Here is a 16,859-nt window from a genome sequence, read left to right as displayed (position 1 = left end):
TTTTCTTCTACTACTGGTTTAGGTGTTTCTTCTTTTGATTCAGTTTTATTTACAACGTTTTGTATTACTTCTCCACTAAACCAAATACCTAATCCAAAATAATTATTTCCATCAAACGTAAACTCATATACTTTCTCCCCTGGCGTACTCCAAGTGATTGTACCTTCTTCATTAATAATTCCGCCTTCACTTTTCAGTGTAATGTCCTCAAGCGGTACTCCTTCTACATCATGAACAGGGATCTTCACAGCTTGATTCATTTGCACATCATCTAAAGTAATTTTCTGCCTTCTAATATCTATTGTACTCCACTGAGATAATTGTATAATCGGTCTAATGTCACGAATCTCATTACCAGGTAACTTTAAGCTTATTAAATCTAGCATCGAAGCAAAAATAGAAATATCTTGAATTTTATTATCGGATAAATCTAACCACTGTAAATTTTTCAATTTACTTAATGGCGTTATATCTACTACTTTATTTCCTACCAATTCAAGTTCGTTCAACATACTTATTTCACTAATAGCTTCCACATTACTAATTTCATTATGATTTAACTTTAATACTTCTAAATTCTTCAACTGTTGAATTTCTTGAAGTGATGCATCATTAAGCTTATTATTAGATACATTTAAATTTTTCATTGCATTTAATGTGAACAATGGTCTAATGTTCTTCACATTATTGTCACTTATATCTATTTTTTCAAGCTTATCTAATTTCGAAAGTGGTTCAATATTTTCAAGTTGATTCGAAGTTAATTTCACAGCCTTCAAGCTTCTCAAATTCGAGATAAAATCTACATTTTTCAGCTCAATATTATCTAGAACCAACTCTTCTATGTTTGTCATATATTCTAGACCAGAAATATCAGTAATGCCTTGATTTTTCCCATCAACTATTTTTAATGATTTAATTTGTAATAAATCTTCTTTTGTTATAGATGATTCTAAGTTCGCTCTTCCTAAACCATTTTTATTAATGAATTTTTGTAAATTTTTATCTTGAATAATATTTATATCTTCATGTTTTTCAACGATGTTTTGGTATACTGTTCCATTAAATAGTATTTGACTTTCAGCAGAATCTGTTTCTAATTTAAATTCATATACTTTTTCTCCTGTACTATTCCATTTAACAGATCCGTTATTAAGCGTCCCTTCCTCGCCCTGCCATTTAATATTTTGAACTATTTCACCATTTGAATCGTATATAGGAATTTTTATATCTTCATTTACTACTCCATCACTTAAAAAGATTTTTTGTCGCTGAAGTTTAATAGGAACCCTTTTCCCTAATTCTTTCACTGGTCTAATGTCACGAATTTCATTTGCTATTAAATTCAAAGCATATAAATTATTTAATTTACTAATTGGCGAAATATCAGAAATATAATTTTGCTCTAAATCAAGTGATTGTAACTGTTGCATTTTTGCTAATGGTGTTAAATCTCTGATTTCAGCATTTGCAACTTCTAGTTCAACAAGATTCTTCAATTTACTAATTTCTGTCAGATTATCAATATAATTATTTCCTATCCATAACAAGCGTAAATCATCTAATTTCTCAATATCTGTCAGATCACTAATTTTATTATTACTTAAATATAATTTAGTTACAGAGTCCATTGAAAATAGCGGCTTAATATCCGTGATTTCATTTCCAATTAAATCTAACACCTTTACTTTTTTCAACTGGCTTAATGGTGTTAAATCACTAATTTTGTTATCACGTAAAGTTAAGAATTGTAGTTTTTCCAGTTGAGAAATAGGTGCAATATTTTCGATTGGATTCAAATATAACTTCATTGTTTTTAATTTTTTTAGACTTGATATTGGTGATATATCTTTGACATTAGACTCATGTAATTCAAATGCTTCTAGATTTGCCATATACTGCAGACCTTCTAAACTCTCAATACCCTTTCCTAAGTACACCTTTAACTCTTTAATTTGTGCTGCATCTTCCTCAGTAATAGGTGCATTTATATCTGCTCGTTGTAAAACACTTTTATTAATATATTGTTGTAATTTATTATCAGATATTATGTTTTTTACTTGTTGTTGCTCTTCTTTTTTCTCTTTTGATTCTTCTATAGTATTATTTTCTGAGTGAACTGTATTTACTTCAAACTGCACTTGATACTTTTCATCATATCCCATAGATGGAATGAAAATATGCATTTGCATTTTATATCTTTTTCCTAGTTCTCCAATTTCAAACTGAATCACTTTTGTCCCATTTTTTCTCTTATCTTCTGAAAGTACTTTTACATCATGTAAAGTACCTGGATTTTGACTATCTTCTACCTTAAGGTATTGGAAAAAATCACTATCATTTAGCGTAGCTGTTACAATTTTTTTACCGTTCTCAATTGTTACTTTCGGTTCTTTTATATACGTTGTAGCTCGAGATTCTTCATTTGTTTTCTCATTATATGCTTTTAAAACAACATCATACGTTCCATCCTTTAAAATATGCCCAGCTTTATTTACTTCACTTACTACAGCTGCTAACGCCGGCGTAGAATATGTAGCAAATGGCAACGACAACGTCGCCGCTATTAACATTGCATTTATATGTTTTCTTTTATTATTTTTCACTTTAAACTTTCCTCCAAGTTATATAAATTGTAATTTCTTAACATATGATTTTTTAGTTATTGTTTCTAAAACAGATACCACTCCAATTAAGTTGACCACTCATTAACATCTAATTTATTTTCTTTTTAACTTTACATCTCCTCCAAAATATATAATTCAAAATGTAATCATTTCTCGAATAAATGATAATGATTTTCATTATCATTGTCAACTAAAAAAATAAAAAGTTTACAAAAAAATAACCCCTTAAAAAGGGGTTATGCCATTTTCTCTCCTGATTCTTCTCTAAAAAAGCTCTTCATCGCATGGAATACATCTGCTTTTTGCTTTAAAATATAATATCTGAAGTTTTCATCTTTAATATTTTTATAAGCTGACATGAGGGTACTATGGCGGTTATACTGATTCACTTCCCCATACCCAAACATATTACACTTCTTCATTAATTCTTCAACAAGTTTTACACATCTAGCATTATCTGAAGTTAAATTATCACCGTCTGAAAAATGGAATGGATAAATATTATAGCGGTCTGGTGAGTATTTATTATCAATTAGCTCGAGTGCTTTTTTGTATACAGAAGAACAAATTGTTCCGCCACTTTCTCCTTTTGAGAAAAACTCTTCCTCTGGAACTACTTTTGCCTCCGTATGATGGGCAATAAATTCAATATCTACTGTTTCATACTTTGTGCGTAGAAATCTCGTCATCCAGAAAAAGAAGCTCCGTGCCATATATTTCTCCCATATTCCCATCGATCCACTTGTATCCATCATCGCTAATACAACAGCTTTTGAATCTGGCTTTAACACTTCATTCCAAGTGCGAAACTTTAAGTCTTCTTGGTGAATCGGATGAAAAGATGCTTTACCACGCATCGCATTTCGTTTATATGCGGATATCATCGTTCTTTTCTTATCAATGTTGCCCCATAATCCTGTTTTTCTAATGTCATTAAATTCAACATGCTCAATTCGGTTTTCATCCATTTCTTTTCTCTTTAAATTAGGCAGCTCTAACTCTTTGAAAAATGCTTGCTCTAATTCTAAAATAGAGACTTCAGCTTCATAATAATCTTCTCCAGCCGCATCCCCTGCTCCTTGCCCTTTTCCTGGTCCTTTTTGCTTTTGACCACCTGATCCATCTCTCGCAACGACATCACCAACTTTGCTGTCACCATTTCCTTGCCCAACGTGTTTGTTTTTATCATAATTGTACCTAATCTTATATTCATCTAAAGAACGAATCGGTATTTTTACAACATCCTTACCATTAGACATAACAATGCTTTCTTCTGTTACAAGATCGGGTAAATTATTCTTAATTGCCTCTTGTACTTTCTCTTGATGGCGTTGTTGGTCGTCATATCCTTTGCGATGGAGGGACCAGTTTTCCTGTGAAATCGTATAATTTGGTTGGTTTTCTTCACCCATTTCTTTCCCTCCTTACTGTAATTGTCTTCCTATATGAACAGCAAGCTAGAAATTTTGTTTTATACTGTGCCAGCTAGAATGAAAGATAACTGCCCATCGAAAATCATCCCATAAACATATATAACGTTTTTCATATAATACTCCGAGCATCCTAAACAAAATTTTGCCACTCACATACTAGAAAAGAATCATTCAGCCTTTGATAAGAAAGAAACACAATGCATAGTTGCACACATTTACACTTTGCAACATATTGTATTGTGTTGGCTTTTTTCGTATGAATGGTTGGTTACTCTATCATATGCATATTGTAAAAATAATTGACAATAAATTCATAAAATTGCATCTTAATTTATTATATTTGGACAAGGTATGACACTTTACACATATGAATGGATAATAAAACGCTGTCCCGCAAAATACAAGAGACAGCGTTTTGTTATCAAACTATCGGTTTAGCAGGCTACCTACATAGCGTAATAATTCATTCGCAGATGAAGAATTATAGCCGTGCTCATCAATTAAGCGTGCAACAACATCATTAATTTTCTTAAGCTGATTTTCGTCTGGTGTTTTCGTTGATGTTGTAATTTTCACTATATCTTTTAAATCAGCAAATAGTTTTTTCTGAATTGCTTCGCGAAGGCGCTCATGTGAGTTATAATCAAAGCGTTTTCCTTTACGCGCATAAGCAGAAATGCGAATTAAAATTTCTTCACGGAATGCTTTTTTTGCATTTTCTGAAATTCCAATTTGCTCCTCAATTGAGCGCATTAGCTTTTCATCTGGACTCATTTCTTCACCTGTTAATGGGTCACGTAATTTTGATTTATTGCAATATGCTTCAACGTTATCTAAGTAATTATCCATAAGTGTCTTCGCTGATTCTTCATATGAATACACAAATGCTTTTTGTACTTCTTTCTTCGCAATTTCATCATATTCTTTTCTTGCTAATGAGATGAAATTCATATAACGCTCTCGATCCTCATTACTAATTGACGGATGCTGATCCAACCCGTCTTTTAGCGATCTAAGTACATCTAATGCGTTAATAGATGGTACCTCTTTTCGAATAATTGTAGAAGAAATTCGGTTAATCACATAACGAGGATCAATACCGCTCATGCCCTCATCTTGATATTCACGTTGCAGCTCTTCTACATCAATCGCATTATAACCTTCTACCGTTTCTCCATCATATAAACGCATCTTTTTAATTAAATCAATATCCGGACGCTTCGGATCTTTTAAACGAGTTAAAATTGTAAACATTGCTGCAACGCGAAGTGTGTGTGGCGCAATGTGAACATTGGACACATCACTTTCACGAATCATTTTTTCATAAATATGTTCTTCTTCACTCACTCGTAAATTATATGGAACTGGCATTACAATAATTCTTGAGTGTAATGCTTCATTTTTCTTATTTGCTATGAAAGAGCGATACTCCGTTTCATTCGTATGCGCTACAATTAATTCATCTGCTGAAATAAGCGCAAATCTTCCCGCTTTGAAATTCCCTTCTTGCGTAAGCGATAATAAATGCCATAAAAACTTCTCGTCGCATTTTAACATCTCTTGGAATTCCATCATCCCACGGTTTGCCTTATTTAATTCCCCATCGAAGCGATACGCTCGTGGATCTGATTCTGAACCATATTCTGCGATTGTAGAAAAGTCTAGACTACCTGTTAAATCGGCAATATCTTGTGATTTAGGATCAGACGGGCTAAATGTACCAATCCCTGTACGGCGATCTTCCGAGAAGAAAATACGCTCTACAACTACATCCTCAATTCTCGAACCATATTCTTGTTCTAGACGCATAACGTTGAGTGGTGATAAATTCCCTTCAATTCTAACTCCATACTCATCAAAGAAATCATCCCGTAAATGGTGCGGAATTAAATGAAGTGGATCCTCATGCATTGGGCATCCTTTAATTGCAAAAATTGCTCCTCGATCTGTTCGTGAATATGTTTCTAATCCTCGTTTCAACATCGTAACTAATGTTGATTTCCCTCCACTAACAGGACCCATTAATAATAAAATACGTTTTCTAACATCTAATCGTTTTGCAGACGGATGAAAATATTCCTCTACAAGACGTTCTAAAGCATCCTCTAACCCAAATAGCTGATTACTAAAGAAGTTATACTTTCTTCTACCATCAACTTCTTCAATTCCAGCATCTTTTATCATATTGTAAATGCGAGAGTGTGCTGTTTGAGCCACCCATGGTCTTTCCTTCACAAGCTCCAAATACTCCGCAAACGTACCTTCCCATTGTAAGCGTTCTTCTGCTTCTCGATGCTGTTCAATTTTTTTTAGAATATCCATTATAGCTCCTCCCCCATCTCCTTGTTCAATCGGATTATTATAAAAGGTATGCTAGGATGTCCTTAAACATTCTTTAAATCAAAATGAAATATACAGTAGTGCTATAAAATTCTCTCCAAAATTCAAAGAAAATTCTGTATAATATAGGTATTAAAGTTTTTACACCTCTATTCATTTTAAATAAATTCTTTTCTTCCAAGAACATTACATACATTTCGATTCATATTTCAGATTCGTAAACTGAAAAATAGGAGGGATATTAGTATGAAATTATTATTAATTTTAGGTGTATCACTCACATTTCTTACAGCTATTTTTACATCTGGTTACAATGATAAACCCGGTACACATAAAAAGTGATGTGCTTCTTAGCACATCACTTTTTTTATCAATTATTTATAATACACATTTTCCACATCATATTTTGATAAAGGGCGGCTATAATAATAACCTTGTACAAACTTCACATTCTTTTCCTTCAAAAATTGTATTTGTTCTGCTTTTTCTACCCCTTCTGCAATTACATTCAATTCCAACGTATGAGCTAAATGAATAATTGCAGCCGTAATATTCGTATCGCGTTCATCTACATGTATACCTTCCATAAAAGAACGATCAATTTTCAAAGTATCAATTGGATACGTTTTTAAATAACTTAAAGATGAATATCCTGTACCAAAATCATCTAAATGAATCTTTAAATTTTGTTCTTTTAATTGTAGCAATACTCTTTTCGATATATCTTTATGTATAAGGGCTCCTTCTGTAACCTCTATCGCTAATAAATGGGCTGGTACATTGTACTTATGTAAAGCTCGTGTAATCATCTCTATTAATGTAATAGAGCGAAAATGCCTGGCTGAAATATTAACTGCAATTGGGACAACTTCATATCCTTTATTTAACCATTCGCGTATTTGTCGACACACTTCATTTACTACCCATTCATCAAGCTTAATAATAAATCCTGTTCTTTCTGCTAGCGGAATAAATTGATTGGGAGAGACAAATCCTAATTCTTTATTCTCCCATCTTATTAAAGCCTCCATACTAGCTATTTTTTTCGTTTCAATATTAATTTGCGGCTGATAATATAAGAAGAATTCATTTTTTTCTATAGCACGATGTAATTGGTTTTCTATTATAAATCTTTGTTCACGCTCACAATCTAACCCGCTGCAATAAAAATGATAATGCCCTTTTCCTTTTTCTTTTGCTTTTTCCAAAGCAGCATCAACTCTTTGGAATAATATTTTTTCATCTTCTCCATCTGTTGGAGCCATTACAATTCCGATTGACGCACTTAAATACACGTCCTCTTCTTCGATTACAAAATGTTCACTAATCCTTTTCAGTATGTTTTTGGCAACTCCCTCTACACGTTCTTTCGTTATATTTTCTATTAACATAACAAATTGATCATCGTGTTCTCTAAATAAGTGCATACCAGCTATTTCAAAACTGCTTAAACATTCTGTAACTTTTTGTAATACTTTATCTCCTTCTTTATGGCCAAAAGTATCATTAATAAGATGAAATTCATCTAAATCTATAAAAACAAGCGCAAACTCTGTATTATCATTCAACAAAGTATTTAACTTATTTGCACATGAAATTCTATTCATTAATCCTGTTAACTGGTCATAGTAAGCTAAATATTCCGTTCTCATCTCATTTAATACTTGCCTTGTAACATCTCTCGTAACAATATATACTCCAACAATTTCACCATTTACAATAATCGGAATCGTCCTCAGAGAAATATATAGCTCGTACCCTTCTTTATGAATATACTTCTTTGAAACAATTTGCTTCGCTTTTCCTTGCATGGATCCTTTAAATATACTTTGAAAATCTTTTTCATATTCTTTATTAATAAATTCAAAGATAAATTTATTATTTAATTCTTCATATCGATATCCAAATATTTCATACGTTGCTGGATTCGCGTATGTAATTCTACCTATAGAATCTATAGATATAATGGAGTCATTATTATATTCTAGTAATGACTTAAATAACATTTGTTTTTCCTCTATTTCAATCTTCTCCTCAATTTGAGCTGTAATATCCCTCGTAATACAAATAATAAACTGACATACTCCTTCTTCATCAAATACAGGATTAAGTGAAGATTCATAATGTAAATTACCAGTTGGTAAACTAACTACATCACAAAAGGTATGTGCTTTTACTTCGCTCGCTACTTTTGCATATTGCACTTGCAATATTTCCGCCGTATCTTTCGGCAATACTTCAGAAAACGTTTTTCCATAACATTCTTCGCTTAGCTTTGCATAATCCATACCTATCTTATTTACATAAATATATGTAAAGGTTTCATCATCCATAACTTTCACAATAAATACTAAATCTTGAATAGCATGTAATAATCCTCTTCTTATTAAATCCATATCTATCATACTTAAAAAGGTATTTTGATTACGATATTGTTCCTTCATATTTATCTCAACCTGTCTGATCTATTTTTATTCATATATCACCATTCTATATGACTCTGTACCCTTTTTTAAATGTATGATTCCATATTTATTTTTATTTTTAGAAAAAAAGTCGCCATATGGCGACTTTTAATAAACAATTTCTAAATCTAATCCTGGATAATTTTGTTGACGGAACGCTTCATAAATTAAAATAGCTGCTGTATTTGATAAATTTAATGAACGCACTTTATCAGTCATTGGAATACGTAAACAATGATCGAAATTTTCTTCGATTACATTAGCTGGTAAACCGTTCGTTTCTCTTCCAAATACAAAGTAGTAATCCTTCTCACGTTTACTATAATCAAACGCTGTATGAGCTTTCTCGCCATACTTTGTTAAATAGAAGAACTCACCGTCTTTATTTTTCTCATAAAACTCTTCAATTGAATCATAATACGTAATTTTCACGTGCTGCCAATAATCTAATCCTGCACGCTTTAACATTTTATCATCCGTTGAAAATCCAAGCGGTCTAATCAAATGCAATTCTGTTCCAGTTGCTGCACAAGTACGAGCAATATTTCCTGTATTTGCTGGAATTTCTGGTTGATATAAAACAACATGTACTCCCACGCGATATTCACCTCTGTTTTTTGTCTACTACGTATTATACCACTTGAGCGAAAAATCTCTACCCATTAATAATATGAAAGAATTTATATTTCATTTGTGGTGTATATTTACTAGAATCTTCATAGTTCCAATAACGCCGACGGCTATTCGCTGAATGTGCATTTACAAGTGGCATACCATCTGCGTCTTTTGCTACTACAATCGTCGTATGATTCCACCTACCATCATCCTCGAAATCATAAGCGATGACATCACCAAGAATAAGGTCCTCTGGCCTTTCTACAGCTTCAGCTCGAAGTCCTGATGTAGCACCTGACAAATACCAATAAAAAGAGTGTGCAACAGCCCAGCTCCAACTCCACTGATTCTCCCTTTGCCACCATCCTTTGCGAATATTAGGATATCCATTCATTGGTACTTCTCCAGTATGAAGACATTGAGAAATAAAATTCGTACAATTATCAGGGAAATTACGATATGCAGGGTTTCGATCATCCCACCAACGCTCTGCATATTTAACTGCCTCTAAACGGTTGTACTGATAGGAACCGTACTTCTCTTTTGTAACTTCCCTTTCTAATGTCTCACTCATTCCAACTGCTTCTGGCACTTCAATAGCATAATCACCTATTATCCGGCTATTATTTAAACAAACTCTTCGTTTTAATTGTTCCTCTTCAATATAAAATAATTCTTTATGCTTAATTAAATATTTAAAATGTATTTGATAATCAATTTCTTGATGATTGCTATTATTGAATTGCCTCATAAAAGAAACGTCCGCAGTTGCTTTTACTATCTCTGCATTACGCTTTTGAAATAATTGTTTCTTTCTCTTTGCTATTTGTAATAAATCTTCAGCAATACCATCTACATTTGTTCGTTTCTCTGTTATATATGCTAAAAAGTGTTGGACTTGCTTTTCAATATTTATTTTTACAACCATTTCGTCTCCCTCCCATATTACAATATGAAAAAGGGAGATATTATCTACTCTTTTTTCTGCGCTAACAATTCAAGTCCGCGATTCATTTCATGAAGAACCTCTTCGTCTTTCTCACGTTGCATCGCTTTTTCAATAGCTTCGCCCACGCCGTCTCCACCAATTTTCCCAAGCGCCCACGCTGCTGTTCCGCGAAGTACTGGTCTTGGATCGTCTTTCATAACACCAATTAAATCAGGAATTGCTGATGCCTCTTTAAAATGCGCAAGTGCCAAAATTGCATTTCGTTGCAACGGTTTTTTACCTCTCCATGAACCAGACATAATTCCATATTTCTCTTTAAAATCACGATTGCTAATTGTTAAAAGTGGTGTTAATAACGGCTTAACTAACTCAGGATCTGGTTCCATCTCAGGGTGATTATGAAAATCCATTCCTTTATTTTTCGGACAAACTGTCTGACACGTATCACATCCATAAATACGATTACCTATTTTGTCGCGATACTCTTCCGGTAGGAATCCTTTCGTCTGTGTTAAAAATGCTATACACTTCTTCGAATCTAACTGTCCTCCTTGTATTAAAGCACCTGTAGGACAAATATCAATACACTTTGTACAGCTCCCGCATTGATCTTCTATCGGCTGATCTGGTGGGAATGGAACGTTTGTAATCATTTCTCCTAAATATACATACGAACCAAATTCAGGTGTAATAATAGAGCAGTTCTTACCGCTCCATCCAATACCAGCACGCTCTGAAACAGCTCGATCGCTTAATTCACCCGTATCAACCATTGACTTAACTTCTATATCGGGAAGTTTTTCGATTAAATATGCTTCTAATTTCTGCAAACGATCTCGTAAAACTAGATGATAATCTTGTCCCCAAGAAGCACGACAAAAAATCCCACGGCGTTCTCCACGCTTACTTAATGGTGCATTTTTTAATTTTGAAGGATACGCTAATGCAATCGCAATAATTGATTTTGCACCAGGTAATAAAAGCTGTGGATTCGTTCTCTTTTCTATATCAGGCTCTTCAAATCCAGATTGATAATTTAATTGTTGCTGCTGGATTAACCGCTGCTTTAATTCTTCAAATGGTGAAGCACTAGCAAAGCCTATTTTATCTATACCAATCGTTTTACTATACGCAATGACATCTTGCTTTAATTGTTCAAAATCCATTCCTAATCGCCTCCTCAGATGAATCCATCCTTTATGTAACGATCTATTGGTTAGCAATTCACTTTTGGAATACTATTCTTTACTTCTATTTTCGCATAAAATACTGTTTTCCAAACATTAAAAAACGCAATGCCTCGTTTATCTCGGAAACGAAACACTGCGTTGATCACAATTTATAGAAAAACATTTAATAAAATTTGGAGCGGGTGAAGAGAATCGAACTCTCGACCAGAGCTTGGAAGGCTCTTGTTTTACCACTAAACTACACCCGCAAATATGAAATACATATAAGATATTAGAATAACTTATGTAAAGTAGTATAGCATGTAAAAAAAGCGGAAGCAAGAATTTTATCGAAAAAAGTCGAAAAAGTGATGAGTAGCTCATCACTTTTTCAATTCTTTATCAATCGCCTTCTTCATACTATCGAAATCAGGATTTGCAAGATTTCCGTTTATATATACTGAAGGAGCACCTTGAACTTTTAATTTTTGAGCACGATCTGAATCTTTACGTACTTTTTCTTTTATTTCTTTACTGTGTAAATCTTTCTTAAATTGATCTACATCAACTTTCGGAAGCTTCTCTTTCACAATGTTAAGAAGTAATTCTTCTGTAATCCATTCTTCCGTATCTTTCTTTTGACTTTGATAAATCTCATCATAGAAAGTCCAGAATGAATCTTTATCTTGTTTATAAATTGCTTCACCAGCTGCTGCACCTAAATCAGAGTCTTTCCCAATAAACGGAAAATTAATAAAGTATAACTGCACTTTACCTTTATCAATATACTCTTCTTTTAATCGTGGCAATACTGTTACATCCCAAGTACGACAAGCGGGACATTTGAAGTCTCCAAATTCAACTACCTTAACCGGAGCATCATCTTTCCCTAAAGATTGTTGTGTGGAATAAGCAAACATCTCATTCCCTTTATCTTTTTTGTCATTTATGATGCTATACGCAATCGTTCCGATCACAATCAATACTGCAATGGAAAAAACTATACCAAGAGCCATGAGTTTGTTCGATGATTTCATATACATTCCTCTTTAATTTCATATTCTGTATACAGCATTGTACACAATACACATAATATCAACACTTATATACGTCACGCAATGAACACGCTCACATAAATTACAAAAACACAATAATTGTGACGATATTGTGTCACGATTTGTCACAATTTATTCAAAAAAAAAGAAGCTCCTATGTAGGAACTTCCATTAGCTTACTGCTTTTTCACGAGCACTATTTAACATCGACTGCTCTGTTTTTATATCATGACGAATGACTAACTTCTCACTAACTGCTTGCACATACTCATCATGATTGATATAGCCTTCTTTCTCCATCAATCTCAAAACGACATTTCGTCTCTCTACGGCCTTATCATAATTTTGTACCGGTGAGTAATAAGCAGGTGCCTTTACTACAGCAGCCATCATTGCACTTTCAGCCAATGTTAATTGGCTCACCTTTTTACCGAAGTATAGGTTTGCTGCTTTTTCAATTCCCCATGCTCCTTCTCCGTAATAAATATTACTTACATATAATTTTAAAATTTCATCCTTTGTAAATGTACGTTCAATTTTTTTTGTATAAAAAATTTCTTTCCACTTGCGAGAAAATGTACGTTCATTCGTTAAAAAAGCATTTTTTGATAACTGTTGTGTAATTGTGCTACCACCTTGCACAACACCACCAGCTTTTATATTCTCAACAGACGCTCTGATAATCGCTATATAATCTAAACCGTTATGATGATAAAACCTTTTATCTTCTGTTGCAATAAATGCATGTGTTAATGATTCTGGCACCTCTAACTTAGCCGGTACATGTAATTTACTAATATCACTTTTCTCGATCATTACATTTCCAATGAATAATAACGCGAAACTTAACAATAATAATAAAATAATGGCTTTATACAAAAACTTAGTCATTGGATTTAATGCAACTTTTTGATGATAGTTCACCCTAGATAATACTCGTTCTTTCATCTTAAACACCTCTTTTCCACACAGCGTATAATTCTTACTTTAAGAATACCTTGTTGTAAAAAAATATCCCATCGATTTCTCTTACACATACCTTACATCATTGTAAGGTATAAGGTGAAACTTTAATCAGAACGCACCAATCTGATTGCCCGGCAAATAGTGGGATAAAAAAGTATTGTATCACAGTCCTTTTTTATCTACTATTCATCTGAAATATTGAATATAGATTATGCTAAACCAATAACAGATTAAATCTTAAGGCTATTATACTTTCTATATTAAAGCACTCTATCTTCATTATATCATCTACCAATATATATACTTTTGAGTATCTAGTAATCTAAATGTATATAATATATCATACATTATACAGAACAAACGTTCTTAAAATCAATACTAACACTATTATTATTTTGACCTTTTTCTTAAACAGTATACAAAAAAGAGTAGTGATTTGATTGTATCTCAAACCGGCTACTCTTTTCTTTACAATCTTCCTATTAAGTTATATGGCTGCACTTCCCACGTTTCATACGGAATACAATGTGTTGCTCTCATCGCATCAAGCGTTCTGGATTTCATATGAGGACGCGTTATGTACTCATCTATGTTCTCTTCATTTAAAGCAACAAATTTAGCCTCTTGTATTTCTTCAGGCTGAATTTGTATTTCACCGCTCACGTATGCCACTTTAAAAACAACAGCTAGAATGTGCATGGAAGCATTATAGTAAACTCCTGTAATACCGATAGGCTTCACCGTTAATCCTGTTTCCTCTTTTATTTCCCTACAAATTGCTTGATCGAGCGCTTCTCCTTCTTCTACCTGTCCTCCTGGCAACTCCCATGTATCCGATCGCCAATGTACTTTAGCTAATAACACTTCGTCTTTTTCATTTGTTAAATAACCTGCTACAGCAACGATATGCTTTGGTGTTTTATGTTCCATATTAAGCCTCCTAGCAATAATGAATATTTCACATATCCCTATAAGCATATTCCCTGTCTACAACAAAATACCTTTACTCATTCATCACCTTAATGAAATTCATAAAAAGAAGCCCCTATCCGTTAAATGAAAAGGGGCTTCTATCGTATTATTCTCCTAAGTCTACGTTGTGGTAAACTTGTTGCACATCTTCTAAATCTTCTAATGCATCAACCATTTTTTCAAATTGTGCTTGTGCATCTTCAGGAAGTGTTACATCGTTTTGTGCAAGCATTGTTAATTCAGCAACTGTAAATTCTTCAACGCCAGCATCTTTAAGAGCAGATTGTACTGCATGGAATTGATCTGGTTCAGCATACACGATAACAGCATCTTCTTCTTCAAGAATGTCACGTGCATCCACATCTGCTTCCATTAAAATCTCAAGAACTTCATCTGATGTTTTCCCTTCAAGACCGATAACAGCTGTTGCATCAAACATGTAAGCTACAGAACCGTTTACACCCATGTTACCACCGTTTTTGCTAAATGCAGCTCGTACATCTGCTGCAGTACGGTTTACGTTGTTTGTAAGTGTATCTACAATTACCATAGCTCCATTTGGTCCGAATCCTTCATAACGAAGCTCGTCATAATTTTCTTCTGAACCACCTTTTGCTTTTTCAACTGCACGATCGATAATTGTTCTTGGAACATTGTATGTTTTCGCACGTTCTAATACCACTCTAAGCGCTTGGTTTGATTCCGGATCTGGCTCGCCTTGTTTTGCCGCTACATAAATTTCACGTCCAAATTTCGCGTATATACGGCTAGTATTTGCATCTTTTGATGCTTTTTTATCTTTAATATTATTCCATTTACGACCCATACTTTCCACTCTCTTTCCGGTTTTAAATCTACATAAAAATATTAATATGAAATATCATGTGTGTTCAACACATTTTTAAAAGAAATATAAAAAGTTCATTTTTGATTCATATTACAGACATAATATAAATCACTATCATTTTGTTCTTTCGACAAGTTATATTATACATGAATTGCTACATTTATCACGAATTTTAGAATCACATAACATAATTTAGCAAAAAAACTCTACCATTTCTATTAGAGTTTTTTACATCACCGATACCGATTTCCATAATATTCCCTTAATTCCTTTCTATTGTTGTATAATTAAAATAGGAAAAAATTTGAAGTGAGTATAGAGGGGGAGAATTATGACACATTCAAATACTACATGAATACGTTTATCTTAATCATTTAGTACCTATTTGTGCTTATTCTTTAGTATGATGAAAATATAAAAAAGACTCTACACATTTGGTGTAGAGTCTTTTTTATTACGCCGTTCGTGATACCGATGGTCGGGGTCGAACCGACACTCCCGAAGGAACACGATTTTGAGTCGTGCGCGTCTGCCAATTCCGCCACATCGGCACAAAAGAAAAGGCGGCAACCGGATTTGAACCGGTGATAAAGGTTTTGCAGACCTCTGCCTTACCACTTGGCTATGCCGCCATATAAAATTTTACTGGAGCGGAAGACGGGATTCGAACCCGCGACCCCAACCTTGGCAAGGTTGTATTCTACCACTGAACTACTTCCGCAAAAATGGCTGGGCTAGCTGGATTCGAACCAGCGCATGACGGAGTCAAAGTCCGTTGCCTTACCGCTTGGCTATAGCCCATCGAATTCTTACTTAATTATATGTAAGCATCCATTAGATTATTTATAATTTTTAAAATAAAAATGGGGCGACTGATGGGAATCGAACCCACGAATGCCGGAGCCACAATCCGGTGCGTTAACCACTTCGCCACAACCGCCATGTTGTGTAAATATATTTGGCAGGGGCAGTAGGAATCGAACCCACACTGGAGGTTTTGGAGACCTCAGTTCTACCTTTAAACTATGCCCCTATGTAAATGGTGGAGGGGGGCAGATTCGAACTGCCGAACCCGAAGGAGCGGATTTACAGTCCGCCGCGTTTAGCCACTTCGCTACCCCTCCGAAACTTACATGGTGCCGGCTAGAGGACTTGAACCCCCAACCTACTGATTACAAGTCAGTTGCTCTACCAATTGAGCTAAGCCGGCGTATATGATTAAGATAAATGGTGGCTCGGGACGGAATCGAACCGCCGACACGAGGATTTTCAGTCCTCTGCTCTACCGACTGAGCTACCGAGCCTTATTAAAATGGCGGTCCCGACCGGGGTCGAACCGGCGATCTCCTGCGTGACAGGCAGGCATGTTAACCACTACACCACGGGACCATTTGGTTGCGGGGACAGGATTTGAACCTGCG

The 16,859-nt window shown here is 34.1% G+C and carries 11 protein-coding genes and 11 tRNA genes; all 22 read right to left on the bottom strand.

Annotated elements, in window-relative coordinates; all coding sequences use genetic code 11:
• Positions 1–2,606, bottom strand: a 2,606-nt coding sequence (locus MR083_RS23170; protein WP_242269895.1) for a leucine-rich repeat domain-containing protein, incomplete at its 3' end; no start/stop codon positions are given.
• A gap of 257 nt (positions 2,607–2,863) precedes the next feature.
• Complete coding sequence (gene yhbH / locus MR083_RS23165; RefSeq protein WP_000503513.1) at positions 2,864–4,039, bottom strand: sporulation protein YhbH; 1,176 nt, start codon at positions 4,037–4,039, stop codon at positions 2,864–2,866.
• 447 nt (positions 4,040–4,486) lie between these two features.
• Positions 4,487–6,382, bottom strand: a complete 1,896-nt coding sequence (locus tag MR083_RS23160; RefSeq protein ID WP_000353283.1) for a PrkA family serine protein kinase — start codon at positions 6,380–6,382, stop codon at positions 4,487–4,489.
• Between the two features lie 392 nt (positions 6,383–6,774).
• Positions 6,775–8,844 (bottom strand): sensor domain-containing protein, encoded by a 2,070-nt coding sequence (locus MR083_RS23155; protein WP_062821069.1) that lies wholly within the window; start codon positions 8,842–8,844, stop codon positions 6,775–6,777.
• 129 nt (positions 8,845–8,973) lie between these two features.
• On the bottom strand, positions 8,974–9,462 hold the full coding sequence (trmL, locus tag MR083_RS23150; protein WP_000538147.1) for a tRNA (uridine(34)/cytosine(34)/5-carboxymethylaminomethyluridine(34)-2'-O)-methyltransferase TrmL: 489 nt from the start codon (positions 9,460–9,462) through the stop codon (positions 8,974–8,976).
• Positions 9,463–9,520: 58 nt separating this feature from the next.
• Positions 9,521–10,408 (bottom strand): amidase domain-containing protein, encoded by an 888-nt coding sequence (locus MR083_RS23145; protein ID WP_000260538.1) that lies wholly within the window; start codon positions 10,406–10,408, stop codon positions 9,521–9,523.
• Between the two features lie 44 nt (positions 10,409–10,452).
• Positions 10,453–11,595: a tRNA epoxyqueuosine(34) reductase QueG gene (queG, locus tag MR083_RS23140; protein WP_000345218.1), complete on the bottom strand. Its 1,143-nt coding sequence runs from the start codon at positions 11,593–11,595 to the stop codon at positions 10,453–10,455.
• 198 nt (positions 11,596–11,793) lie between these two features.
• Positions 11,794–11,867, bottom strand: a tRNA-Gly gene (locus MR083_RS23135).
• Positions 11,868–11,981: 114 nt separating this feature from the next.
• Complete coding sequence (locus MR083_RS23130; protein WP_000842720.1) at positions 11,982–12,635, bottom strand: DsbA family protein; 654 nt, start codon at positions 12,633–12,635, stop codon at positions 11,982–11,984.
• A gap of 189 nt (positions 12,636–12,824) precedes the next feature.
• Entirely contained in the window at positions 12,825–13,601 is a 777-nt protein-coding gene (locus MR083_RS23125) for a transglycosylase domain-containing protein (RefSeq protein WP_000664712.1), read from the bottom strand.
• A gap of 486 nt (positions 13,602–14,087) precedes the next feature.
• Positions 14,088–14,549, bottom strand: a complete 462-nt coding sequence (locus MR083_RS23120) for an NUDIX hydrolase (RefSeq protein ID WP_000400448.1) — start codon at positions 14,547–14,549, stop codon at positions 14,088–14,090.
• 148 nt (positions 14,550–14,697) lie between these two features.
• Positions 14,698–15,417: a YebC/PmpR family DNA-binding transcriptional regulator gene (locus MR083_RS23115; protein ID WP_000532946.1), complete on the bottom strand. Its 720-nt coding sequence runs from the start codon at positions 15,415–15,417 to the stop codon at positions 14,698–14,700.
• 490 nt (positions 15,418–15,907) lie between these two features.
• Positions 15,908–15,989: transfer RNA gene (locus MR083_RS23110), tRNA-Leu, on the bottom strand.
• Positions 15,990–15,999: 10 nt separating this feature from the next.
• Positions 16,000–16,070 (bottom strand) — tRNA-Cys (locus MR083_RS23105).
• 14 nt (positions 16,071–16,084) lie between these two features.
• Positions 16,085–16,159, bottom strand: a tRNA-Gly gene (locus MR083_RS23100).
• Between the two features lie 5 nt (positions 16,160–16,164).
• Positions 16,165–16,239, bottom strand: a tRNA-Gln gene (locus MR083_RS23095).
• A gap of 63 nt (positions 16,240–16,302) precedes the next feature.
• A tRNA-His gene (locus MR083_RS23090) sits at positions 16,303–16,378 on the bottom strand.
• Between the two features lie 19 nt (positions 16,379–16,397).
• Positions 16,398–16,471, bottom strand: a tRNA-Trp gene (locus MR083_RS23085).
• A 7-nt stretch (positions 16,472–16,478) separates the two neighbouring features.
• Positions 16,479–16,562: transfer RNA gene (locus MR083_RS23080), tRNA-Tyr, on the bottom strand.
• Positions 16,563–16,572: 10 nt separating this feature from the next.
• Positions 16,573–16,648 (bottom strand) — tRNA-Thr (locus MR083_RS23075).
• A gap of 18 nt (positions 16,649–16,666) precedes the next feature.
• A tRNA-Phe gene (locus tag MR083_RS23070) sits at positions 16,667–16,742 on the bottom strand.
• Between the two features lie 9 nt (positions 16,743–16,751).
• A tRNA-Asp gene (locus MR083_RS23065) sits at positions 16,752–16,827 on the bottom strand.
• Between the last annotated feature and the right edge of the window lie 32 nt (positions 16,828–16,859).

It is taken from the genome of Bacillus cereus group sp. BfR-BA-01408 (genome assembly GCF_022663305.1).
In the GTDB taxonomy this organism is placed as follows: Bacteria; Bacillota; Bacilli; order Bacillales; family Bacillaceae_G; genus Bacillus_A; species Bacillus_A pacificus.
Note: the sequence above shows the minus strand (reverse complement) of the source record. Positions and strands in the feature narration are given on the sequence as shown.

What these genes read in the sequence shown, in the direction of transcription:
- MR083_RS23130 (WP_000842720.1), bottom strand. Translation starts at nt 12,635, where the DNA reads ATGAAATCATCGAACAAACTCATGGCTCTTGGTATAGTTTTTTCCATT.
- MR083_RS23125 (WP_000664712.1), bottom strand. Translation starts at nt 13,601, where the DNA reads ATGAAAGAACGAGTATTATCTAGGGTGAACTATCATCAAAAAGTTGCA.
- MR083_RS23145 (WP_000260538.1), bottom strand. Translation starts at nt 10,408, where the DNA reads ATGGTTGTAAAAATAAATATTGAAAAGCAAGTCCAACACTTTTTAGCA.
- MR083_RS23115 (WP_000532946.1), bottom strand. Translation starts at nt 15,417, where the DNA reads ATGGGTCGTAAATGGAATAATATTAAAGATAAAAAAGCATCAAAAGAT.
- MR083_RS23120 (WP_000400448.1), bottom strand. Translation starts at nt 14,549, where the DNA reads ATGGAACATAAAACACCAAAGCATATCGTTGCTGTAGCAGGTTATTTA.
- queG (WP_000345218.1), bottom strand. Translation starts at nt 11,595, where the DNA reads ATGGATTTTGAACAATTAAAGCAAGATGTCATTGCGTATAGTAAAACG.
- yhbH (WP_000503513.1), bottom strand. Translation starts at nt 4,039, where the DNA reads ATGGGTGAAGAAAACCAACCAAATTATACGATTTCACAGGAAAACTGG.
- MR083_RS23160 (WP_000353283.1), bottom strand. Translation starts at nt 6,382, where the DNA reads ATGGATATTCTAAAAAAAATTGAACAGCATCGAGAAGCAGAAGAACGC.
- MR083_RS23155 (WP_062821069.1), bottom strand. Translation starts at nt 8,844, where the DNA reads ATGAAGGAACAATATCGTAATCAAAATACCTTTTTAAGTATGATAGAT.